Here is a 22,573-nt window from a genome sequence, read left to right on the forward strand (position 1 = left end):
ACCTGTCAGCCGAACAATTCCGCAACCGCCCGGGCAGCCACCGTTCGCGGCAGAATGACCGGTACACCTGTGATTCGCTTGATTTCTTCCTTCATGAATTGATTAAAACCAATGCAATCCAGAACAATCATCTCAGCCCCTTGGGATTTGAGCGTTTCAGCCGCTTCCCAAATTTTTTCCTGTGGTCCGTACGGTGATCCCGCTGCCGCGACGACCGCCCCGATTCCATTTGAATTCCAGCGCCGCATGCCTTGCGCCACCTGATCCTGATCCGGAGTCATAACCCCTAATTTCTTTCCCTGGGCAACAGTAGTAACGAATCTCTGCAAAAGAGTTTGCGGATAGAGCAGCGGTTGGGTACATGTAAAAGCGGGAAACTCTCCGCTGCACAAGAGCAAAATTCCTTCGACGCCTTCTTCGGCAACCAACCTGTCGATTTGCGCCTGCATGCGCGCTAAAATATAGGTCTCGGAAATTTTTACCGAACTCCCATCCCGCAGTCTTGTCACCAATACATAATCCTGTTCTTTAGGCGCCATGGCAGCGATTTGCGCATTCGTGAGTCCGTCAAGCGCCCCGCATTCCACAATCTCAACACGACCCATAAGCCCGGTAATTTCTGGGACAACGTCTACCCGCGGCGACTGCCCGATCGTAATGGCCCCGACTTTCTTTACCATTGCAGTTTTCCTCCTTTTTGCTTGCGCCACGCACAGGCGCGATGAATGGCGCAGCCTGCCGTACCGCTCGTGCATTCAGCCAAACTTGTCGCATTGCCGCTTGTAGACGCTCCTTTAACTGCCAGTACAATACGAACGGTCTTTTCAACCTCCGCCGCATCGCCTTCCACAACCATCGTCAGAGCTCCTTCGGCGCCAGCAATGCCGCCGGCAGCAATGACTATGCATGTAACCTTTGCCAGCATCTCTATGGCAACTTTTTCTGTTACCACTTCGCCAATCAACGGAGTTAACCCAACCGCCATGCCCATGGCCCAATCGGTTGAATAAATTCCAGCTGCACGCACAGCATGTTCAATTGGGGTTGGAATCATTTTTTCCAAACCGCACGCAATAACTACCTTACAGCCTTGCGCCATTAATCCTGCCATGCCAAGTCCCGGACTACCGCCAAGCGGACTTCCAAACATCATGGCCGTTCTGCCATTTGGATCAATAGCATTAGCTCCAATAACTGCTATGTCCGTACAAGTAAGCGTTTGCACTGCATCAGCAAAACACAGGTCAATATTTTTTATTTTTCCCTGCTCAATCAATACACTGTGCGGCTCGCCGTCCCTTTGGACAGCAGCTTTGGTACCACGTGGGCTAATCCGTCCGGAAATGCGTAGAGTTTTTCCGGCCAGCCGCTCCATGACGGCCGATACTGTCGTGCCGCCTTTCAGCAGAATGCGCCCGTTTAACAGAGCGCTTTGAACTTCACTCATCCCGGCAATGGCTTCGGCAATCAGTCGCTTGCCTTCAGGGACCGTCAGGCTGATCTGAGCTTTCATCGGCTATTCTGCCCTGCCGTTTGCAAATGACACATGGAACCGTACAATGATTCCATCAATGCATATTCCTCTTGATCATAAAACTTGCATTGTCCTTGCGTAAACGCTTTGGCTACTTCAATCACAAACCGAACTACTGCCTCAACGTCAATCAGATGAGTGGCTCCGGTTGCACATCCGGGAACAGGAGTCTCCGTGGTGATCGCTACGCCTACCACCGGTGCCTGGGTGGCAACCGAAGGCTGCAAAATGCTGTTCAAATGAAACAAACCATTGCCATAAGGGGTAATATCCTGTGTCGTAATGGCAAACACGGCCGGCAATGTTCCTGTCACAGTTTGCACAATGTCCAATAAGTCTTCACTGACGCGCAAAATATAGCCTTGCTTCACAGTAGGCGAGATGGCAAAACCTTTATGGTTGATGATGCGATTGCCCTTTGTTGTATCAATAGAAAGAACAGCATCCATGTCCGGGTCGATTTCATGTGCATTCATATCCGCGATTTCGACGGGAGAATCCATAAACGGCACAGGATTATGCGGACGGGTCGGAGCATCGGGACAGATATGTGTACAGATAATGACATCGCCTTCCAAAACATCCCCGTTTTCCTGCATCATCCCTAATTTCATAGCAGCGGAAACAGCTGCCAGGGCGCCGTCGCCGTCAGAAACAAACCCGATCCGTTCCGGTCTGGCTCCCAATCCGCCCAGCCTACCTACAATACCTAAAGTAGGGGCGTTGCCTCCTTTTATTTTTCCATGACGACCCGCTATGCGTATCCGGACAAAATCAGTTGCGCCCTTTTTCCCTTCCACACGCTTCACAGCAATATCACCCACTCCTGCCTGTTGCAGCAGACAAACGACACTGTCACCGCTGACATGTGCGCTGTCAAGCAGTTCATAAACCTCCATTACCTGTTTTAATGCCATGTGTATAACCTCCAATTTATATAAAATATGATTTCATCATGTTGATCCGCTGTGTGACGTTATTTCCACTTGGCCCGAAATGCTGAATTGACAAAACTGTAAATAGCATCGCCTGCTATAAAGCCAGCCGCTAAAATGGTCATCGGTGTATCATACTCAGAACCTTTGATTCTCTTAACCATCACTCTGATCAACAGCCCGGCAAGAACGGCATATCCGGCATTTGGATTCAAGATCAATAAGCCGGTGGCAAGCATAATGCCCATTTGTCTTTTAGATCCTCCCAGCAATTGAATAATAGCACCGGGAATAGACCAAATCAGTAAATTCTGGACAACACTCGCATCAATGCCGGCCTTGATTGTTGCCACAAAGACGCGATCAACCGGCGGAACCAGATTTTGGCTAAAATAGACTTTATAAAAGAACAAAACCATTACCAAAGCCACAATCGAACCGGTAACCGCTGCCATAATCTGCTGCCAGCGTCCATCCCTTTCATACTGATGATCACCACAGTCCTTGCGCAGCATCCAGCCTGCTTTGAGATCATAACCGGCATCGGCAAAAGCCGGGCCCCCGGAAGCAATAAAACCGACCAAAAGCGCCAGCGCAACAGGAGGAAAACCGAGTAAAATGCCCAGTACCAAAAAGATCAGTGTAGTCGCAAACGCCGGAAACCAACCCGCATGCATGGCCGACAGACCGACAATAAATTCTGCCAGAATACAGGCAACAGCGGCAAAAATAACCCACCCAATCAATTGGGTCACCGACATCACCGTGTACACACCGCCCAGAATAGCAAGAACAACGGCCGCCAATACATATAGGACAAATCCATTGGTCAGGCCTTTACGCACATCTTGATCATCACGAGTATAACCGGACCCGTTGTTGTCATTCTCTGTTGTGACTTTGTGCGCCCGTCTTTTGAATAATAGAGCGAGAATCTGAAAACCTGCAATCACACCCGCGCCGATCATCATTCCATGCGGAATATAAAGCTTGTTAATATCAATGCCGAAGAGGCTTGTCGAATACCCCCGCAACAATAACCCAATTCCAAACATAGCCAACGCCCAGATGTTACCGATAAAGGCAGTGCCGAGAGCCGACATGGGAATTTTAAAAAAAGAACCCACAACACCGATGATGGAGCCCCATACCAACAATTTGGCGCGCTGGCCGCCCTGATCGCCGGCATAAATCGCCTCAGCGGCGGCGACACCCGGAGGCCATGCAGCCGATCCGGGAAATACACGCGAATCAAAAAACCAATACAGCATCGCCGTATCGATCAGCATTCCCATTGTCGCACCAATCAGCATGGGAATAATCAAGTCGGGCTGTCCGAACAAATAAGGAATACCGATCGGCAATAACAGCGAGTTAGCCGCAGCAAACGTAGAACACGAAATATTGGACTGAACCAGATTCTGTCGGTGAATGGACCGGTACTTGGAAAAGACAGCGCCCGGTATCCGCGACAGCGCAATGGCTACTAATACACCAATCAACGAAGTATTGGGAGTAACACCCAGTGTAGTAATAATTTGCATCCCGATAATTGCACCCAAAACGGCCAAAATGATATTTAAAACGAATACAGAGGGTTCAAACGCGCGCGGATGCTTGCTTTCCGATACGTGATCCGTCATTGTATCCATCTCCCTCATGTATGTCCACCTGAAAGCAGACTACTGTTTGATTTGTAAAGATAACTTGCCATCAATCCGCCTGCTTCTACCGCATCTACGGTCAGGCAACCGAACCTCTCGGCAATGCACGCCGCTAAGCCAATGGTTGAATATCCCGTACACGCCAGAAGAATCACCTCGGCACCTTTCCGGATCAGTGCCTGAGCCGCTGTAAGCGCCTCCGCCTTGTGAGCAAGCAAATCGGTCGTATTGTGTACACCACAGGGAGTTTCTTCAGCGACCAGCCGACTGCCTAATAAAGAAACGATGCCTGCCGGGGTCGGACCGGCCAAATTAAGAACGCCTATTCTCTCGCCCAAAGCCAACCCGACCGTTGCCAAAGCCGAACCTGCACCAATGACAGGCAGTCGGCAGTTCGCTCTTGCTTCTTTCAATCCCGGATCGGCGGCACAACTGATAAAAACCGCCTGAGCGCCATCGCGTTCGGCTTGCTTGACCACTTCTACGATTTTAGGTACGGCCTGCCTTTCTGTCGCATCATCATATATGCCTTGAAATTGATCCGGAATACAATAACTCCTGGTGGCAATGCCAAATCGCTCAGTAATGATTCGACCATGTTTTTCAAGAGATACCGGATTATCTGTTGTCAGAACACGAATTACGGCTAACATTTGCACCATCCTTATCAATATTACATATTACTTATTACATATTACTTAGCAATCGTACGAATGTCTTCGTCCAATGAGCATAAAAAAACGGCCGTTTTTTTGTACGGCCTGAATAGTTATTGTTGGACCTGCATTAAAGAACGGACTTTAAGCGCCAACCATAAAGCAAAACGTTCGTCCGGCTGCGATAAGTTCCTTTCCAAAATGTCTTCGATCCGCTGAAGTCTGTAACGAAGTGTATTGCGGTGGATAAACAGTTTTTCCGCCGTCTCCACACAGTTCCCCTGGCACTCCAAATATACTTTCAACGTAGTAATTAGCACCTGGCGATTTTTTATATCTGGCCTATCAAGAGCTCCTAATTTGGCTTCATAAAAACGTTCCATCGGCTGGCCTAACTGCTCCAGCAAGGAATAAATTTCAACGTCCTCCCAAAACGCAATGGTACCTTCTCCCTGTATCTTGCGGGTCAATTTAATGACATTTCTCACTTCTTGATATTTTGGTGCTATCTCAAGCGGATCATGAGCAACCGAACTGATTCCGATTGACACTGTAATATCGTTAAGCTGCTCGCGCACTTTCGTTTGAATATTTTGAGCCAACTGTTGCAACATGGACCGCATAGCCGAATGATTGGGACGCAAAGTCTCTGTTAGCGAAGCCGGCATAATCACGACAACACTGTCGCTTCTCTGTACAACCAGCGCGCGCCAGTCAAATTGCTGAACACAATTGTTCACAATATGAACCAGCTGATTTTTCAACTCGGCTGCATTTGCTTCATACTCCATGCTCTGCCGCATAATATAGCCCGCGAAATTATCAATATCAACAATTAAAACCACTTGCGGTTTATTGAGTGAAATATTCAGTGCTTCTGCACGGCTGACTGCCAACTCTTTAGACTTAAAAGCACCGGAAATAAGGTCTTCTAACAAGTCCCGACAATGACTCTTTTTTGCTTGCAAAACAGCTTCTTCTTTTACCATTTGCAATGCAGCGAGAGTAATTGCATGTTCTATAGCAATATGATGTAAATCCGTTAATGGTGTTTCAATACAAACCAGTACATAACCGTACCGCCGCTGTCTTACGTTAATTGGAAAAGCCTCAAAAGTCTGCCGATTTTCTATATCCCATATAATCATCTTGTTGGAACTGTTTGTTTGCTGCAACTGAGCTATCGTTTCAGAATGAAAACGGTATTGAGACAGACAATCTCTGCCTGCTTTGGCTAAACACTGTAACTCTTCATTACAAATCATAGTATCATGGTCAATAAGCTCTGACAGCGTTTTAGCAACTACCGCCAAACTACTTGCCCCCAGCGTAACCTGTATCATCTTGCGGCGAACCTCTTCAGAATACTGAAGCTGCAATGCCTGTTCATCCACAATCGCGGTCATTACTGGCAGGGTAATATCCATAAACGAAATATGATCAGGAATATGTAAAAGTGGAATATCCAGTTCATCGGCCAATTGCTTCATCTGCGTCGGGACCGATCCGAGAAACCGTCCAAATTTTACTGCCAGTGCTGAACTTCCCACTTGATCCATTAATTTTAAAATATTGAGTTGCGCCTCGGGATTATCTTTTACTGCATAACATGTTGTTACCACTAACTCATTTGACCGCAACCAACCTGAGGAATCCGGAACTTCCAAAATATCAACGCAACTAATCACGTTATCGAGACCACTGTGACCGGCCACTACAACTGCCTGCTGTAAACCGCCTATTTTTAATGCTTCCCGGAGTGTTAGTGCCATCATTCCACCTCAATATTTAAAACTTATTATCAAAATAATACCAAACCAACATTGCATTAGCTAATGTTTGCCACACTACAAGAGATAAAAATATTGCCGTTCAGAAAAATATGAAGCCTCAGTTCCAATAAGGACCCTTAATTTTATGATTAAACCAAACAAGTCAAAGCCGCCCCTACCACTCATTTGACCAATTCTCTTCGTCATGAAAGATTCCTGCTCATTTATTTTCTCTTAGAAATTCCTCTACCTCTTGTCGCTACCACCCCTACGCAAAAATTCACAGGAATATTCTTCCTTGCGAAAGTTAACACCTATTTCTAATGTACGCCACCCTAATCCTAAATCTATTCCACAAGCACGAAACCTTGTCAAAACTTACCCGTCCCAAAACCTCAAACCGCATTCATGAGGGGAAGGCATAACAACTTATTAATAAATTCTTGATTTAACTCAACTTTCGCAGAGCCAAAATTGGCTCAATGCCATGAAGCAGTTAGCGTCAATGCAAAAAAATAATCTTTCTTGATAATGGAAAACACCCCCAATGTCTGGTATAGTGAAATTGCCACAACACTACCATACAGAAGAGGTGCCTTCCATATGAATAGTTTAAAACAAAGTAACCAAGAAAATCAACTGCCAGAGGAAATAAGGATCGTTTCAAGACACTGTAGGAATTTTTTTGAAAAAGACATCGTCCTTGGACGAGTTAACATAATTTTTATGCAAGAGCCAAAGAGAGTCCCTGCAGCGCCTCATACAAAAAGCTTTTTGGCCCTTTTAATACCGGAATATTGTCCAATACCTCACGAGCTGCTTTTAGGCTATTCCTCTGTTTTTCTATGGTCTCTTCGGCAATCGTCAAGACCGGTAAAGCATGCAGACGAGTGCGTTGTTGGTTTAGGTATTCCTCGGCTACTTCTTGCCCATTTGCCTGGCATACGCGTATATTGGCCATATGCTTGGCACCCTCACGGCTCCAGCCCATGGGCCGGCTGCTCAGTCGCGCCGACAATACATGGCTGACATGTCCTTCCGCACTGCACTTTACTTCTTTCTTTCGGTATAGTTCGGTAATTCCATCCCAATTGTTTTGGATATATCTCCACGCCTCTAATATGGCCTGTTTCCGACTCTCTGTGGCCGCCGCAGCTAACAGTTCCTTTATGATTTCTTGTGCCTTTTCACGGTTCCCAAACCTGAGCGCTCCCCTCAAGGCCTTGCCTTGCTCATGATTGCCACCTACTGCCCGGCGAATATATTTCATCAAATGAAACCGGTCCAAAATAAATTTCGCTTTCGGAAATACTTGGACTGCACTTTTGATCCACGCTGCTCCGTCTCCCAGGATGTTCACTGTTTCTATATGATCGATGTCATAACGCGCATCTACGGTTTCCCACACCCGTTCCCAGAACGTATCGGCATCTTCATCCACGCTGCTTAGGTAGATTGGGTTAATCAAACTACGACGCTTTTCTTCTTGCTGCCAACCTTCATGAATATATACTAACCGCACTTCCTAGCACGCCCGTGTTGACTGGCTACGTGGTCTTCATCGGCTTCAATATACAGGGTTTTCACGCGTTTGCGCTCGTCTGGTTTTGGGTTTATGGGTTGTTCAAATTCACGCACCGCGCGCAAAACCGTTTGACCGCTTACGGTTACGCCTCCGCATTCTTGCGCTACCTTCTGCGCGCTTTTTCGGTAAGCCAGTTCTCCCGCGCCTGCCACAAGCTTTGCTTTCACGTTATTATCTACCCGCATATGGTTTGTATAGCCCACTTGCTTGTCAACCAGGTAGGCATATTCCCCTAAAACCTGCTTGGTGATTTCACGGCCTGCTTCATGAAGTTTATCAGCTAATTTCCGCTGAAATTCCTCAAAACCCATTTTTCCGAGTTCCCCAGGGACGGTTCTTGACTTGAATTTTGACTTGAAGGATTATTCGTTTTTATTATCTTGCTTACCATCGATTCGCTTAACCCGCCAAATATCTCACCAATTGCTTTTAAGGTCAGATGAGAAGTTCGACGGGCGGTAATAATCATTTCATTACGAATATTGTTAGATATTTTGCCGGCCTTAACATCTGCCCAATCCACGCCATAATCTGCCGCTAATATCTCTAAAATCTTTTGCCTGTCACTATTGTAATGAGTATCGCTGTTGACAAAAAGAGGTTTCGCTTGTAACATGGCTGACATGCCGGTCTTTTCCGGCAAGTTATCTTCGCTTCTCATTAAGTAGCTCTGGTATTGCCTTCTTGCCATTTGTAAATTATCTGAAAATATCCCCAGTATAAAATTTGTATCAACCGGCAGAAGATGTCCGTTTTTATTGCTTATATACTGCGTATAACTTGACCATGGATATTGGGTAATATCATCTATACTCACCATCATTGCTCTTACCGGATTCAGGTGAATATACCTAGATACTTCAATAACATAAGCATCCGTATCGACCAATTCACTTTTAAACCTGTCTTGAAACAAATGCCCACACCGCCGGTATTTTCGGTTAAAAAAATGTACGTAACTAATATTTATACTTTTCATCATTTGAGAAATATTGCACCCATTACAGCCCAACAGTAAATGTACATGATTGCTCATCAAACAATATGCGTAAACATTAAACCCGTATCGTTCCTTATTACAACTAACGATTTGTAAGAACTTTGTGCGATCTTCGTCATCGCGGAATATTTCCCTTTTCTCATTCCCGCGTTCCATGACATGATATATTCCTTCATTATTTATTACTCTTGCACTCCGCGGCATAGTCCCCTCTCAATTTCTGCACAAATTTTAATTTTATGTACTTTATATGTACACTATAGCAATTGCGACAATTCAAGTCAAGAACCGTCCCTATAAATTCCCAATACTAATAGCAGCCAGAAATGCCTCTACATTTTCCGTAAGCGTCAAAGCAAAACCACCTATCAATAAAAAAACACCTGATGTACGATATGATAAAACATCAGATGGCTGTTGGAACCGTTATGCTTTTTTATTAGGCATTTTACAGCTTACAGGAATTTCTTCAGCCCACGGAAGTAGTTTTTCAATACAGAGCGTATCCTGCAGTTGGATTTGCCTAAAGGCATATTCCAGATAGGCTTGCGGATTTAATCCATTTTCTGCAGCCGTCTGAATCAGGCTGTAAACAGCGGCGGACGATTTTGCGCCACCAGGCGTATTGCAAAACAGCCAGTTTTTTCGTCCAATCACAAAAGGCTTGATAGATCGCTCCGCACGATTATTCGATATTTCGATGCGGCCATCGGCCAAATAGGCTGTCAGATACTTTTTCTGATTTTGGGCATAGGTAAGCGCCTTGCCCAGTAGACTTTGCGGCAAGGTATCAGCCCAACAAGCTTCTATCCATTTATAAAACTCTTCGATAATTGGTTTAGCTTCTTTTTGCCTTAGTTCATGCCGTTCTTCCGGCGTCATGTGCTCGGCCTTTTTTTCAACATCGAAAAGCTTATTGCAATAGGCAAGACCTATCGCTTCTTTACTATCCGGCTGTTTAGCCGCAGGGCCGACCAAGGCTTCATTGAATTTTCTCCGAACATGTGCCCAACAGCCGCACAAGGTTACACCGGCTTCTTCTACCTTGTGATAGCCATGCCAACCATCGGTCTGAAGATAGCCGGAAAACCCTGCAAGGTACGCCTTGGCAAATTGCCCGCTGCGCCCTTCCTGGTAGTCATAGAGCACAACCGGATGATCCGTATCCCCGGACGTTCGATATAACCACATATAGGAATCTGTCTGTGCCGGTCTGCCGGGTTCACACAACACTTCCAGAGTAGTTTCATCGGCGTGCAACAGATCCCTTGAAAGCAACTCTTTTTTTAGGGCTGCTAACAAAGGCTCCAAAAGTGCGACACCTTTAATAACCCAGTTGGACAGGTTTTGGCGGGAAAGCGTTACGCCAAGCCGCTTAAATTCCTGCTCCTGCCGATACAGCGGGTTAGTGTAAAATTATTGTAGGAATTTTTGATGACAAAATAGAAGAAGACAGCACCGTCCCTAGCCCGGACGAGTAACCAAAAATTGATTACTCAGAGGTGTTGTCTTCTATGGAAATTATTCGTGTTCTCATGCCAATATTCCTTTCTATCGTCGAAATGGTTTTAAATAGTTTATCAGGAAAAATGGGTTTTGAGGAATTTCAGCGGAAATTAGCTGATAAACTTCATGAAGTAGGCCGTGAAATCACCAAGCAGGTTTTAGAGGAACTGGATCAACAGATAAAAAACGATAAAAGGAAACGATCTGGGTGGCAGGTTTGCCGGACTGGAGACAGTAAGGAAATCGTCACCTGCTTTGGCGCCGTAAGCTACAAAAGGACATACTACCGCCATAAAGAAACGGGGGAATATGCCTACCTGGTTGACAAGCAAGTGGGCTATACAAACCATATGCGGGTAGATAATAACGTGAAAGCAAAGCTTGTGGCAGGCGCGGGAGAACTGGCTTACCGAAAAAGCGCGCAGAAGGTAGCGCAAGAATGCGGAGGCGTAACCGTAAGCGGTCAAACGGTTTTGCGCGCGGTGCGTGAATTTGAACAACCCATAAACCCAAAACCAGACGAGCGCAAACGCGTGAAAACCCTGTATATTGAAGCCGATGAAGACCACGTAGCCAGTCAACACGGGCGTGCTATGGAAGTGCGGTTAGTATATATTCATGAAGGTTGGCAGCAAGAAGAAAAGCGTCGTAGTTTGATTAACCCAATCTACCTAAGCAGCGTAGATGAAGATGCCGATACGTTCTGGGAACGGGTGTGGGAAACCGTAGATGCGCGTTATGACATCGATCAAATAGAAACAGTGAACATCCTGGGAGACGGAGCAGCGTGGATCAAAAGTGCAATCCAAGTATTTCCGAAAGCGAAATTTATTTTGGACCGGTTTCATTTGATGAAATATATTCGCCGGGCAGTAGGTGGCAATCATGAGCAAGGCAAGGCCTTGAGGGGAGCGCTCAGGTTTGGGAACCGTGAAAAGGCACAAGAAATCATAAAGGAACTGTTAGCTGCGGCGGCCACAGAGAGTCGGAAACAGGCCATATTAGAGGCGTGGAGATATATCCAAAACAATTGGGAAGCAATGACCGAACTATACCGAAAGAAAGAAGTAAAGTGCAGTGCGGAAGGACATGTCAGCCATGTACTGTCGGCGCGACTGAGCAGCCGGCCCATGGGCTGGAGCCGTGAGGGTGCCAAGCATATGGCCAATATACGCGTATGCCAGGCAAATGGGCAAGAAGTAGCCGAGGAATACCTAAACCAACAACGCATACGTTCGCAAGCATTGCCGGTATTGACGGTTGCCAAAGAAACCATAGAAAAACAGAGGAATAGCCTAAAAGCAGCTCGTGAGGTATTGGACAATATTCCGGTATTAAAAGGGCCAAAAAGCTTTTTGTATGAGGCGCTGCAGGGACTCTCTTTGGCTCTTGCATAAAAATTATGTTAACTCGTCCAAGGACGATGTCTTTTTCAAAAAAATTCCTACAGTGTCTTGACACGATCGATACAGCGGCATAGCATTGACGAATTTTTGGCTCATGATATAGGCCATAAGCTCGGCGGATACCATGCTCTTAGGCAGCAACGCTTTCGGCGCGTTAGCCGTGATGATCGGCGTCTCTATATTGTTTTTCTCGCAATTTCGGCAACCGTATACATAGTTTACGTGCTCGATAACCTTGACCTTTGCCGGAACAATCGTCAATTCCTTACGTACTTCCTTGCTCATAACATGCAGCTCTTCACCGCAAGCAGGGCAGGTCTGTTCACCTTCTGGCAGAGTATATTCAATCACTTCTACCGGCAAGTCCTTTATGTTTTCTCCGCGTTTACCCTTTTTGCGCTGATAACTGATGGTTTCTACGTCCGGCTCCACAGCAATCGGTTGGCGCTCAGCTTCCGCCTCATTGAAGAGGTTTAACTGTTCCTGGTCATCGCGTTTACTTTTTTCCGAAGAAGCGCCAAACTTTTTTTGGCGAAGCAGCTTCAACTGCTCCATATACCACTTGTTGAGCGCTTCCAATTCCTGAACGCGTTTCTTTAATTCCGCATTTTCTTCTTCAAGCTGTGCCTGTGTTTGCAAGAAAAAATCCTCATTTCCGATACCATTTTCTTATCTTCTATTATACCGGAAAATGAGGCGAAAAGCCAGTAAAATCAATGATTTAGCGGCTTTTTAAAACTTGCGTGCGACGCAGTTTTTGTTCGATGCCCGGGCTTTGAATCAGGTTCCACAGTTCTTCTGTGGTAAGCGCCATGGTGGCGTCGTCAAGTGTCGGCCATTTGAAACGGCCTCGTTCCAAGCGCTTTAAATGCAGCCAAAAGCCGTTGTCTTCCCAAGTTAAAATCTTAATTCGATTGCGTTGTTTGTTGCAAAAGACGAACAGTGCTTTTTGAAACGGATCCAACTTAAAACTATGCTGCACCAATGCGCTTAAGCCATTAATGGATTTACGCATATCGGTGTCCCCGCAGGCTAAAAAGACTGGTGTATGTTCCGATAGTTTCAGCATACTTCCACCAGTACGCCAAGCACCGTTGCCAAGAGTTTTTTATCTGTTTTAGTATCTACGGCAATTTTGCATTTGCCGATTTGTATTTCGAGGCTGGCTGATCGTTCTGGCGCAGCCTGGATGACAGGAATCCAGTTTTGTACCGGTTGCGGCTGGTCCTGCTTTTTTTCGTGCTGCAGCCATCTCTGCAATGTGCTCAGGCCAATAGCATTTTCCTGGCACCATTCTTTTTTGCTTAGGCCACTGGCTTTATATGCTGCCATCAGCGCTGCTTTTTCGACAGCAGAGTAGGCCTTACGCTTGCTTGTTATTGTATTTTCCATACAGCTTATCCCTCCTGAGATCATTATCCCAGGATTGAAGCATATACGCTATGTGGGGATACTTTGACGCTTACCATTTTCCCTGATTTCAGAAACCGTTTTATAAAATACATTGTAAATGACTTTTTCTTTCAGCCATTTCCATAAGCCTTCGATTAAATTTAAGTTCGGGCTATATGGTGGCAGAAACATTAGTGTGAGTTGCTCTTGGTGCTCTTCTAAAAATGGCTGAAGGAGCTTTGCATGATGAATTCGTGCATTATCCAGAATCATGACAGTTTTGCCATTTGGATTTCTTAACAATACATTTTTCAGGAAACCAAGAAATACTTCTGCATCATAAGATTCATGTTCTTCGCAGTAAACTTCTCCAGTTTCATAGTTCAGATAGCCAACCAGTTTAACACCTTGATGCTTGCCGAAAGTCTTGATGATTCGCTGTTTGCCTTTTTCAAACCAAGTTTGATGAATCGCTTGATAGTCTCGAATCATGGACTCATCAACGAAAAGGATTTGTTGGATTTCATCATTCAGGAGTTTTTTTTACTTGCTCAAAATCTTTTACAAACTGCTCTTGTTTCTGCTTGTCTGCTTGTGCAAGCACATAAGTTGGACGGGTATAGGAAAGTCCCATGCGCTCCAGCATTCCGGTAATTCCGCGAATCGAATAGTCATAGCCATATTCACGCTTGATGTACTTACCAATTAAACCAGCTGTCCAATTAAACTCTGCGGCAAATCCAACCTCCGAAGGAACTTTGTTAATAATTACTTGTTTTAATGCGACTCGTTGTTCGCTGGTAAGTCTTGGCGGTCTTCCGGATATCGGTTTGTCAGGAATTCCTTCCAGTCCTTCTTTCTGATATATTTTGTGCAGATTACATACTGTATTGGCGGTTATGCCTACAATCGAAGCTACTTCTTTGCACGTCTTACCGGAAAGAAACAAATATAGTGCTTGATATCTCTTAAAAATTCTTGCTCTTTTCTCTGTATTCATGGCATTTTTAATTTCATTTAATTCTTCTTGCGATGCTCTCGTTCTCATGATTTGCCTCAATTCTATAAATGTCTTTATAAGAATATCGGCAATTTTATCCAAAATGTTTAATTCAATTTATATAGAAATAGGATGTCCAATTTTTAATAACATTGTTAAAATGGACTCTAAATTAAACGTAGTAGTACCATCCGTAACATTTTGAAAAAAAGCTATCAATTTTACTTTTTCCAATTCAGTTCTTTCAGTTAAGTTAACTGTCGTTATGTATTGTAAAAAATTCATTTTGCTCTCCCAAAATGACTTGTCTTGTAGGATTTTATCTAATATATGTCCCTCGTCATATGTCCGTCGCCTCAAGAAGATTGACAACCTACCTATTCAGATTATTGGCATAAATATCTATTTCTTCCTCCCCCCGCCCTGACAATTATCATTCTTACACTTTATTCCTAGTTCTTTACACATATTTTTTAGCTCAGAACATACTGATCCCATAATAAGTTTCACATCTAGCGAATCTATGAAACCTTTAGTAGAAGAACCCTTAACATACACTTTTCCCGCCTTTTTAAATAAGGTTTTCAAAGTATTTCCTCCACCTGTTTGTGGCACATGTGTATCTGCTGGTAATCCAAGATATTGAAGGATTCCTTCCTTGTCAAAAAGAAACCAATCTTCAATTGAACGTTTAGCTTTAATGTGAACGATTTTAACGGCACCAAGCTTTTTCAACTCCTGTTCAACCTCAGACCATACTACAGGAGGATTAGCTGAGTAGTCAAAGACATCCGTGTCATAACACAGAATAACTGTAAATACTATACCAACGTTTCTTGCAACAATCTCTTTTTCAAATACCCGTTTTGCTCTACTCTTGTAATTACCAATTCCTTTAAGATTGCGAATAATTACTTTCTCAACCTGAAATCTTTTATCTGGTGCGAAGGAGTGAAGTTCTTCAAGCAACTTACTATAAAATTCCGACTCCGTGTCACCTTCTATGAATATTGCAACACCTTTACCCATTTTCCACAGACTCCAGGTATCGATCAAGCATTTTTATATCTTCTTCAGTACCACTAATTAATTCAAATAAATAGTCCCCCGTTGACATATTTGCGGCAGATGCATCCGCAATAAGCATCTTCTGTGCAGCCGCTCGAACTCTTTTAAACTGAGCAACACCATATTCCCCAGGTAAACCGATATATATGTTTTGGGGCTGAAGATATTGAATTATGTATGGAGAGTGACTCGTAATAATTATTCTTGTGTCCCCTATCAATTGCGATAGGACTCTTAAATAGTTTTGAAGCAAACTTGGATGTATCGAGTTTTCAGGCTCTTCAACTGCAATAAGCGACAGATTATTTAGGTCGGCGATTATTATATTCGTTAAGAGCAAGAATACTCTCTTTGCACCATCAGACATATTTACAAAATCAATAGGTTGATTAAGATTAGAGTCCGTTACATACAACACATATACTGCATTACTTATTGTAAATGGTAAATCCTCAGGTATTTTTTTAGGAAGTTTTGCTTTTATACTAAGTTCTTCCACATCTATATCTGATATTTGAGGAAAAAGTTGCATAAATGCATTAACAAGCAATTTAAACTTTTCAGGATGCTGCTTGCGTAAATAAAAAACTATCCGTGGAAGATTTCCTACTCCCATTTCTAAGGCATTCATATTTTTTCTTACAAGAGGATCGGGAGTATACGAATGACTAGCGTCCAAATGACGTTCAATATATACTTTTAAACCGTTAATCCTCTTTACAATATCGTAATAATATAATGACTCAAACGCCTTAAGCTTGTTAATGATTAAGTTGTTTTCCTCTATGCTTATCTTAGTACTGCATCTACCTGTTTCAGAAGTACGATAGAGAGATTTGTTTAAATTTCTATTTATTAGAATATTATATTTCTGATTTTTTTCGTCTAATTTAACTTTTAGCCACTCAGCAATTATACGTGCACCAGTACCATCATCTCTTACCCATTTAAATTTATATCCATAAATTACGTTATATTGCTTACCATCTAAAGAAGTCATCATCTCAAACTCTATTCGAAAGTCTTTAGATGCCATATTTTTATTTAAAGGAATTCCTTGTGACCAAGACATCATCATACTTTTTTCTTCTTCATCGTTAAGAATAAAGTCTACACCAAAATCCACTGCTTGTAGCAAATTAGACTTTCCATAGCTGTTTAATGACACTAGCGCTACTAGCTCGTTGCAAATAATTTCGGACATTTTAATATTTCGAAAACCTTCAACTGATACTCTATTAAGTTTCATGTTCTCTCTCCTCTCTTCTATCCGAGGAATAACTCCTATAACCATCATAACACCACACCACCATATATGCAATTTATATTTTCATATTTATGCTATTATTGCCATATTATTATTAATCTAAAACAAAATACGAAATATTTTATTGCATATAAAATAGAATACTTGGTGCTAGTATATAACTGTGGACACGAAAAAGTGGAGAGTGATAAACTCAAATCATGAAAGGACGTGTCCAGCATTGAGCAAAAAATATACTGAAGAATTTAAATCGATGATTGTTGAACTTTATAAATCCGGTAAAGCTCCAACTGAAATTATGCGCGAATATGGCCTATCTTCATCAACATTTTATAAATGGACCAATGCCAAGGCAGAACTTGCCGTGGATGGGGATACAGTAACTGCTGAGGAGGTTAAACAGCTAAAAAAGCAACTTGCAATATTAGCTACAGAGAACGAGATATTAAAAAAGGCTATGGCCATATTCGCAAGCACACAGGAACCCCGGTAATTATTAAGCTGGTTGAACAATGATGTAAAAACGCTTTGCCATGTACTTGCCGTACCCAAAAGTTCCTTTTACGAACAGGCCAAAGAACAGCAGCCAAGCAACCGTAAAATTGAAAAACAGAAGTTTCGGCAAGCTGTCATGCAGATTTATAACGATAGCAAAAAACGCTACGGCGCCCCAAAAATAAGGGCCGTTTTAAAAGAAAGCTACCCTTGCCTAAGCATCAATCGTGTACAACGTCACATGAAGGCTCTTGGCATAAAGTCAATCGTCCATAAAAAGTATAGACCGCATAAATCAGAAGCCGTTTATGAACACGGTGCAAACCTCTTAAAGCGTGATTTCTCTACCACCAGCCCTAATGAAAAATGGGTTGCAGATATTACCTATATTCATACTTTGAAAGACGGCTGGTGCTACTTAGCTACGGTACTTGACCTACATCTCAAAAAAGTAGTAGGCTATAGCTTTTCCAGAACTATATCAAAAGAATTAGTGCTCACTGCTTTAGATAATGCTGTTAAAAGCCAGAAGCCGTCCGCCGGACTTATCATACATTCTGATCGGGGCAGCCAGTATACATCCTTTGAGTATCGCCACAAAGTTGAGCAAGAACTAAAATTTAAACTATCATACAGCCGCAAGGGCTGTCCATACGATAATGCCGTAATCGAATCTTTCCATTCCATACTCAAAAAGGAGTTAGTTTATACTACAACCTTTTTGAATTATCAGCATGCCCGTTTTGAGTTATTCCAGTATATTGAAGGATTTTATAACAGGAAAAGGATTCATAGTAAGCTAAATTTTATGTCGCCTATACAATTTGAGCAGAGCCTAAAAAAGATTGCTTAACTCCACTTTTTTGTGTCCAACCTATTGACGTAAGTCCAATGGGTTAATTGAGTGCCTGCAATGGCCTTTGCAATTTTGGGGGATTTTCTAGTTGCAAAAGTGGGGATTTTCTTTTGCAACTTTGTCCATTTTTATCTTACAACAAACATCCTGGATGTGTGCTAAATCATCCAGTAACTGTCCTAGATTGGCTACGCCAAATGCTTCCGCATCGCTCACAATCACTACCTCGTCACTGGCTACAAAGCCTGCTAGAGCAGATTCACTTAATGCTAGCGGATGGTCAATGACGACAAAGTCAACTTCTTCCAACAGCTCACTTCTAAGATGGTGAAGCAAAATCCCCTCGCTGCCGCGAAAGTCAAAATGTACAATATCTCTACTTCCGGGAATGAGGTACAGATTTTCGCTAACTTCTACGCAGGCGTCGTCCAGCCTGCATTGCCGTCTTAGCAGATGAAATATGTTGCCACCATTATAAGCTTCATGCAGATAGATTTTACTGAGTTCGCATTGGGAATCCAGGTCCACCATTACAACTAGATACCCCATCTTTGACAACTCATAGGCAATATTGCCTGAAATCACTGTCTTTCCTACGCCGCCCTTACGGTTGGTTATGCTGATTATTTTCATAGGTCTTCCTCCAAATTTACAAAAAAATGTAGACGTAGCCGTAGAGCCTACGGCTACGTCTACTTAATTTTTTGTTCTCAGAAAAACCTATTTTTCCGATTTTTTAGTGCAGATTACGACTATTTCTTACCTTTCACCTCTTTTTCAATACTATACAATCTGTCTATTTGCTCTTGAACCTGTTCAAATTTTCTGTAGCCTTGTGAGTATAGACCAATAGCAGCCAATATCATCCATGATGCATATTGACAAACATCCCGTAGCTCATCAGGCATGACCTGACGTGAAAGTCCGCTGTGAGTTATGCGACTTCTCTTATCATACAGGTCTTCTATCCTTTTATATATGGACCAAAATTCCGTTATACTTACAAACCTATATCCTGTGTACACAATCAAAACACTTGTTCCTTTTAAAACACTTTCAGTAACTTTTTCTTTATTGGGTGGAATTAAGCTTTCTATAGCAGTCCAGTACTTCCAGAATGCGACATCAGTGCCCCATTCATATTGGGCTTCACCGATCCAATGTATAGAAGTAAGTATAGCGTCTTCCCACTCGGTACGACTACTACATCGCATTATCGCACTCAGACTATCTAAGAAGTAACATTCTTTCCAGATATCAACGTTTTCTTTTGTAATGGGAAAAATACCACGTGCCTTTTTTGAGGATGAATATGCTAAGCTAGTGCTATTACTTTCAACATTTCGCTGTAGAAAACATCCTGATTCCTGTATCGTCGAGATATCATAATAAATCTTCCACTGATTAGAGAACACGTATTTAGGATTTACATAGCAAAACATGAATCTAATAAAATTTAGTGCCTCTTCTACTTTCTCTCTAGCTAAAAGCTCCGCATGGTCTTTTTCTCCGAGTGCCACACACTTTACAACTATCTATTTAGCCCCGTAATTGGATTGGAGTCCTGTCTCGAAATCAGTTAAAATAAAACTGACGGAGGGATTGGATATGAAAGGCCAAAGATACACAAAAGAATTCAAAGAAATGGTAATCCAAGAAGTTAATGAAGCAAATGATGTTGCTCAGGTTGCTCGCCGCCATGATCTTTCACCTAAAACAATATACCGCTGGAAAGCAGACATGAAACATAAGGCCTGGGAAGTAACTGAGCCAAGCGCTAAAAAAACAGCAGCATATACGCCAACATCGCAGGAATTTAAGCAGCTTGAAAACGAAAACGGGCAGTTAAAGAAATTGCTTGGTGAAAAAGACCTTGAAATTGCAATATTACGCGATCTGTTAAAAAAGTCCCAGCCCGGCTATCGGATAAAATAGCAGTTGCCGATGAATGGATTAGCCGGGGATATGCTGCCAAAGTCGTATTTAAAATCATCGGCATTGCAGAATCAACTTATTATCACCAAAAACAGCTTAAAACGCAAACAATTGATAAACCTTGCGGTGGCCGTCCTATTCCTGGTTATTCAGTAGATGAAAAAGCAAGGCGCATTAGCGATGAACAAATCAAAGAATGGCTATTAGAGCTTGTTTTAGGTGAAGAGCATGCTTATGGATACCGAAAACTGGCTAAAAGCCTTAACAGACAATATGGTTTGATTATCAATAAAAAGAAAGTTTATCGGCTATGTAAAGAATTAGGAATATTAAAGAAACAACGGCAAATCACCCTCAAACACCCGCGCCGCCTGGCCCGCAACCGCATAATAACGAGTGTCAATCAGTTATGGGAAATAGATATCAAATACGGCTATATTGCCGGCGAAGACCGATTTTTCTACTCATGGGAATTATTGATGTGTATGACCGGGTAATCATTGATTATCATATTGGTCTGACGTGCGAAGGCCGTCATGCCGCGCATCTCTTAGAAAGAGCCTTGTGGAAACGGAAACTTCTTAATACGGAAATAAAGCCAGTAATTAGAACGGACAACGGTCCGCAATTTATCAGCAATATATTTGAAAGTACTTGCCAAGCACTATCAGTTGAACACGAACGCATACCGCCTAAGACACCAAACCTTAATGCGCATATTGAAGCATTTCACAGCATTCTTGAGCGTGATTGTTATTCAAAATACGAGTTTGAAAGCTATACTGACGCTCACAAAACAATAACAGAATTTATTGACTTTTATTTGCACCGGTATCTGCATGGAAGCTTACAAGACATGCCACCGGTTCAGTTCCATGAAATGGTCGTGAATATGGGCATAGCCCCTTTTCAGATAAGAGTTTGAATATTCTTGCGCACCTTGACATTAAAACAGTACGAAAACGACAAATTGTCAATGGCCGCCATAAGGCGGGGCCGGAGCCGAACCATTTACAATTTGTCGGGTGAGTACTACGATCTCAGTTTCGTGCGCAAGCGAAATATTGATCTATACTGTGTTATAATGCGATATCGCGACAAGACTCCAAAATTAGGGAGTTAAACCGCTATTTTATTAGCGAAATTTTTATCTAAAAAAGGGACTACTGAAGTACTATAAAAATCATTAACGTCTGGTTCGCTTTTGAAAATTGCATAGTCCTCATCTTTGAACAGAAAAAATGTCAAATCTCCTATTGTAAGCTCACTTAAATCTACTAGGTCAGTTCCCTCAACAACCCAGTAAAACTCATAACTTCGCACCTCTGAAAATATACTATTTATTATTAGTTCTAGCCTTTGTTGAAATGATGGTTGTTTTTCTTTATCACCAATGATTGTATCCCGAATTCCCTCTTTTACGTTTTTCCATACGCAATTATAGGAAACCAAGTTACTTACTTCAGGGATTTGGTATAAAAAGTTGACAAAATCCCTCAATTTGGATTGAGTTTTATCATTGAAATACCATTCTTCACCATTCATATTCAAGTGGGGTTTAAAAATACTAGCAATTTTCTTATAATCATCGATATTCCGAGGAATATCAAAATTCTTCCTTGACGTAAGTTGGGGCCATAAACTGCGCATTTGCCTCACACTTTTGTCATTTCGATTATCCGATAATATTTCAGAAGCTTTAGGAATATTCAAGGTTCCCACTCTCCCTACAAATCTGTACAAATATCAGACTTAGTGCTTTTCCTGAGATATACTAATTATATAGTCACTCTTCCATATAGCTGTATTTTATATTTCCACACTCATATGTTCAAGAAAACTCCACTTATTTTCACTTATTTTTAGAAGGCTATGAGGGCACTAATCTAACATATCTCTTGAAAATCTCTTCACAAAATTCAGGGCAATCAGGGCGCCACTCCCTCATCTTCTATAGGAACATACAAAAAACAAACCTCAACCCCTACATTTCCGCAAAGGTTGAGGCCATTTTTCGCCGTTACCAGTGATACGGTTCTCCCCGGCTAATCTTAAACGCCCGATACACCTGTTCGACGAGCAACAGGCGTATCATCTGATGCGTGAATGTCATCTTTGAAAAAGACAGTCGCTCTTTGGCCGCCGCTAAAACTTCCCTAGACAGGCCGAATGCGCCACCGATAGCAAAAGTGACATCGCTTTGTCCTGTTAATGCCAAACTGTCAAACTTGGCGGCAAGTTGTTCGGATGACAGGGTTTGGCCGGCAACGTCGAGGACTATTAGGTAACTGTTCGGACGGACAGCTTTTAAAATGCGCTCACCCTCACGGGTGAGCGCTTGTAATTTTTCGGCTGGCGACGGGTTGTCAGGCATGCGTTCTTCAGCCAGTTCGGTTATATCCAGCCGGCAGTACGGAGTTAAACGCTTGGTGAATTCTTGGATACCGGCGGTTAGGTACTTTTCTTTTATTTTCCCTACAGCAACAATGGTTATCTTCATAA

25 protein-coding genes and 1 pseudogene are annotated in these 22,573 nt (G+C 42.8%); 6 read left to right on the top strand and 20 right to left on the bottom strand.

The genetic code is table 11. The features are described 5' to 3' along the window. Nucleotides 1–5: 5 nt before the first annotated feature. The 9 genes and pseudogenes from SCACP_RS19120 to tnpC all read right to left on the bottom strand — a co-directional run bounded on the left by SCACP_RS19120 (nt 6) and on the right by tnpC (nt 10,547). A complete protein-coding gene (locus tag SCACP_RS19120) occupies nt 6–680 on the bottom strand; it encodes an AroM family protein (RefSeq protein ID WP_425059083.1) in 675 nt (224 codons plus the stop codon). Continuing rightward, a complete protein-coding gene (locus SCACP_RS19125; protein WP_425059084.1) occupies nt 674–1,513 on the bottom strand; it encodes a hypothetical protein in 840 nt (279 codons plus the stop codon). The genes SCACP_RS19120 and SCACP_RS19125 overlap by 7 nt, the downstream gene beginning before the upstream one ends. Continuing rightward, entirely contained in the window at nt 1,510–2,451 is a 942-nt protein-coding gene (locus SCACP_RS19130; RefSeq protein ID WP_425059085.1) for a DUF1177 domain-containing protein, read from the bottom strand. The genes SCACP_RS19125 and SCACP_RS19130 overlap by 4 nt, the downstream gene beginning before the upstream one ends. A 59-nt stretch (nt 2,452–2,510) precedes the next feature. Beyond that, entirely contained in the window at nt 2,511–4,112 is a 1,602-nt protein-coding gene (locus tag SCACP_RS19135) for an OPT/YSL family transporter (protein ID WP_425059086.1), read from the bottom strand. A 14-nt stretch (nt 4,113–4,126) separates the two neighbouring features. Continuing rightward, the gene (locus tag SCACP_RS19140; protein ID WP_425059087.1) at nt 4,127–4,786 is read right to left on the bottom strand and encodes an aspartate/glutamate racemase family protein; all 660 of its coding nucleotides are present in this window, start codon (nt 4,784–4,786) and stop codon (nt 4,127–4,129) included. Between the two features lie 116 nt (nt 4,787–4,902). Continuing rightward, nucleotides 4,903–6,564, bottom strand: a complete 1,662-nt coding sequence (locus tag SCACP_RS19145; RefSeq protein WP_425059088.1) for a PucR family transcriptional regulator — start codon at nt 6,562–6,564, stop codon at nt 4,903–4,905. A gap of 721 nt (nt 6,565–7,285) precedes the next feature. Beyond that, a pseudogene (locus tag SCACP_RS19150) lies at nt 7,286–8,457 on the bottom strand (ISLre2 family transposase). Beyond that, a complete protein-coding gene (locus tag SCACP_RS19155; protein WP_425059089.1) occupies nt 8,427–9,350 on the bottom strand; it encodes a transposase in 924 nt (307 codons plus the stop codon). The pseudogene SCACP_RS19150 and the gene SCACP_RS19155 overlap by 31 nt, the downstream one beginning before the upstream one ends. A gap of 222 nt (nt 9,351–9,572) precedes the next feature. Further along, complete coding sequence (tnpC, locus tag SCACP_RS19160) at nt 9,573–10,547, bottom strand: IS66 family transposase (RefSeq protein ID WP_425061449.1); 975 nt, start codon at nt 10,545–10,547, stop codon at nt 9,573–9,575. Between the two features lie 113 nt (nt 10,548–10,660). On the opposite strand from tnpC, the gene SCACP_RS19165 reads away from it, so the two are divergent. Next, nucleotides 10,661–12,049, top strand: a complete 1,389-nt coding sequence (locus SCACP_RS19165; RefSeq protein ID WP_425059090.1) for an ISLre2 family transposase — start codon at nt 10,661–10,663, stop codon at nt 12,047–12,049. Nucleotides 12,050–12,052: 3 nt separating this feature from the next. On the opposite strand, the gene SCACP_RS19170 is transcribed toward SCACP_RS19165, so the two are convergent. The 7 genes from SCACP_RS19170 to SCACP_RS19200 all read right to left on the bottom strand — a co-directional run bounded on the left by SCACP_RS19170 (nt 12,053) and on the right by SCACP_RS19200 (nt 16,767). Then, a complete protein-coding gene (locus tag SCACP_RS19170; protein ID WP_425059091.1) occupies nt 12,053–12,697 on the bottom strand; it encodes a transposase in 645 nt (214 codons plus the stop codon). Between the two features lie 82 nt (nt 12,698–12,779). Next, the gene (gene tnpB / locus SCACP_RS19175; protein ID WP_425057810.1) at nt 12,780–13,127 is read right to left on the bottom strand and encodes an IS66 family insertion sequence element accessory protein TnpB; all 348 of its coding nucleotides are present in this window, start codon (nt 13,125–13,127) and stop codon (nt 12,780–12,782) included. Next, nucleotides 13,121–13,450 (bottom strand): IS66 family insertion sequence element accessory protein TnpA, encoded by a 330-nt coding sequence (tnpA, locus tag SCACP_RS19180; RefSeq protein ID WP_425059092.1) that lies wholly within the window; start codon nt 13,448–13,450, stop codon nt 13,121–13,123. Before tnpA ends, tnpB begins: the two co-directional genes overlap by 7 nt. Nucleotides 13,451–13,498: 48 nt before the next feature. Continuing rightward, nucleotides 13,499–13,984: an IS630 family transposase gene (locus tag SCACP_RS19185; protein ID WP_425061450.1), complete on the bottom strand. Its 486-nt coding sequence runs from the start codon at nt 13,982–13,984 to the stop codon at nt 13,499–13,501. Beyond that, complete coding sequence (locus SCACP_RS19190) at nt 13,977–14,552, bottom strand: helix-turn-helix domain-containing protein (protein ID WP_425059093.1); 576 nt, start codon at nt 14,550–14,552, stop codon at nt 13,977–13,979. Before SCACP_RS19190 ends, SCACP_RS19185 begins: the two co-directional genes overlap by 8 nt. A gap of 300 nt (nt 14,553–14,852) precedes the next feature. After that, nucleotides 14,853–15,479 carry a hypothetical protein gene (locus tag SCACP_RS19195; RefSeq protein ID WP_425059094.1) on the bottom strand — a complete coding sequence of 209 codons (627 nt, stop codon included), beginning with the start codon at nt 15,477–15,479 and terminating at the stop codon, nt 14,853–14,855. Next, nucleotides 15,472–16,767, bottom strand: a complete 1,296-nt coding sequence (locus SCACP_RS19200; protein WP_425059095.1) for an AAA family ATPase — start codon at nt 16,765–16,767, stop codon at nt 15,472–15,474. Before SCACP_RS19200 ends, SCACP_RS19195 begins: the two co-directional genes overlap by 8 nt. A 238-nt stretch (nt 16,768–17,005) precedes the next feature. On the opposite strand from SCACP_RS19200, the gene SCACP_RS19205 reads away from it, so the two are divergent. Then, on the top strand, nt 17,006–17,278 hold the full coding sequence (locus SCACP_RS19205; RefSeq protein WP_425059096.1) for a transposase: 273 nt from the start codon (nt 17,006–17,008) through the stop codon (nt 17,276–17,278). A 12-nt stretch (nt 17,279–17,290) separates the two neighbouring features. Further along, nucleotides 17,291–18,133: an IS3 family transposase gene (locus SCACP_RS19210; protein WP_425059097.1), complete on the top strand. Its 843-nt coding sequence runs from the start codon at nt 17,291–17,293 to the stop codon at nt 18,131–18,133. Between the two features lie 87 nt (nt 18,134–18,220). Here the strand turns inward: SCACP_RS19210 and SCACP_RS19215 are convergent, their stop codons facing one another. Together SCACP_RS19215 and SCACP_RS19220 are read right to left on the bottom strand one after the other, a co-directional pair. Beyond that, the gene (locus tag SCACP_RS19215; protein WP_425059098.1) at nt 18,221–18,769 is read right to left on the bottom strand and encodes a ParA family protein; all 549 of its coding nucleotides are present in this window, start codon (nt 18,767–18,769) and stop codon (nt 18,221–18,223) included. Nucleotides 18,770–18,888: 119 nt separating this feature from the next. After that, nucleotides 18,889–19,656 carry a hypothetical protein gene (locus SCACP_RS19220; protein WP_425059099.1) on the bottom strand — a complete coding sequence of 256 codons (768 nt, stop codon included), beginning with the start codon at nt 19,654–19,656 and terminating at the stop codon, nt 18,889–18,891. A gap of 88 nt (nt 19,657–19,744) precedes the next feature. Between SCACP_RS19220 and SCACP_RS19225 the strand changes: the two genes are divergently transcribed. The 3 genes from SCACP_RS19225 to SCACP_RS19235 all read left to right on the top strand — a co-directional run bounded on the left by SCACP_RS19225 (nt 19,745) and on the right by SCACP_RS19235 (nt 20,996). Beyond that, nucleotides 19,745–20,071 (top strand): transposase, encoded by a 327-nt coding sequence (locus tag SCACP_RS19225; RefSeq protein ID WP_425061451.1) that lies wholly within the window; start codon nt 19,745–19,747, stop codon nt 20,069–20,071. Between the two features lie 188 nt (nt 20,072–20,259). After that, nucleotides 20,260–20,568 (top strand): IS3 family transposase, encoded by a 309-nt coding sequence (locus SCACP_RS19230; RefSeq protein ID WP_425061452.1) that lies wholly within the window; start codon nt 20,260–20,262, stop codon nt 20,566–20,568. Then, nucleotides 20,481–20,996, top strand: a complete 516-nt coding sequence (locus SCACP_RS19235; protein WP_425059100.1) for a transposase — start codon at nt 20,481–20,483, stop codon at nt 20,994–20,996. The genes SCACP_RS19230 and SCACP_RS19235 overlap by 88 nt, the downstream gene beginning before the upstream one ends. A 194-nt stretch (nt 20,997–21,190) precedes the next feature. Here the strand turns inward: SCACP_RS19235 and SCACP_RS19240 are convergent, their stop codons facing one another. Beyond that, the gene (locus SCACP_RS19240; protein WP_425059101.1) at nt 21,191–21,784 is read right to left on the bottom strand and encodes a hypothetical protein; all 594 of its coding nucleotides are present in this window, start codon (nt 21,782–21,784) and stop codon (nt 21,191–21,193) included. A gap of 307 nt (nt 21,785–22,091) precedes the next feature. Further along, entirely contained in the window at nt 22,092–22,571 is a 480-nt protein-coding gene (gene rlmH / locus SCACP_RS19245) for a 23S rRNA (pseudouridine(1915)-N(3))-methyltransferase RlmH (RefSeq protein ID WP_425059102.1), read from the bottom strand. Nucleotides 22,572–22,573 lie beyond the last annotated feature (2 nt).

Source organism: Sporomusaceae bacterium ACPt (assembly GCA_041428575.1).
Taxonomy (GTDB): Bacteria; Bacillota; Negativicutes; order Sporomusales; family Sporomusaceae; genus Sporomusa_D; species Sporomusa_D carbonis.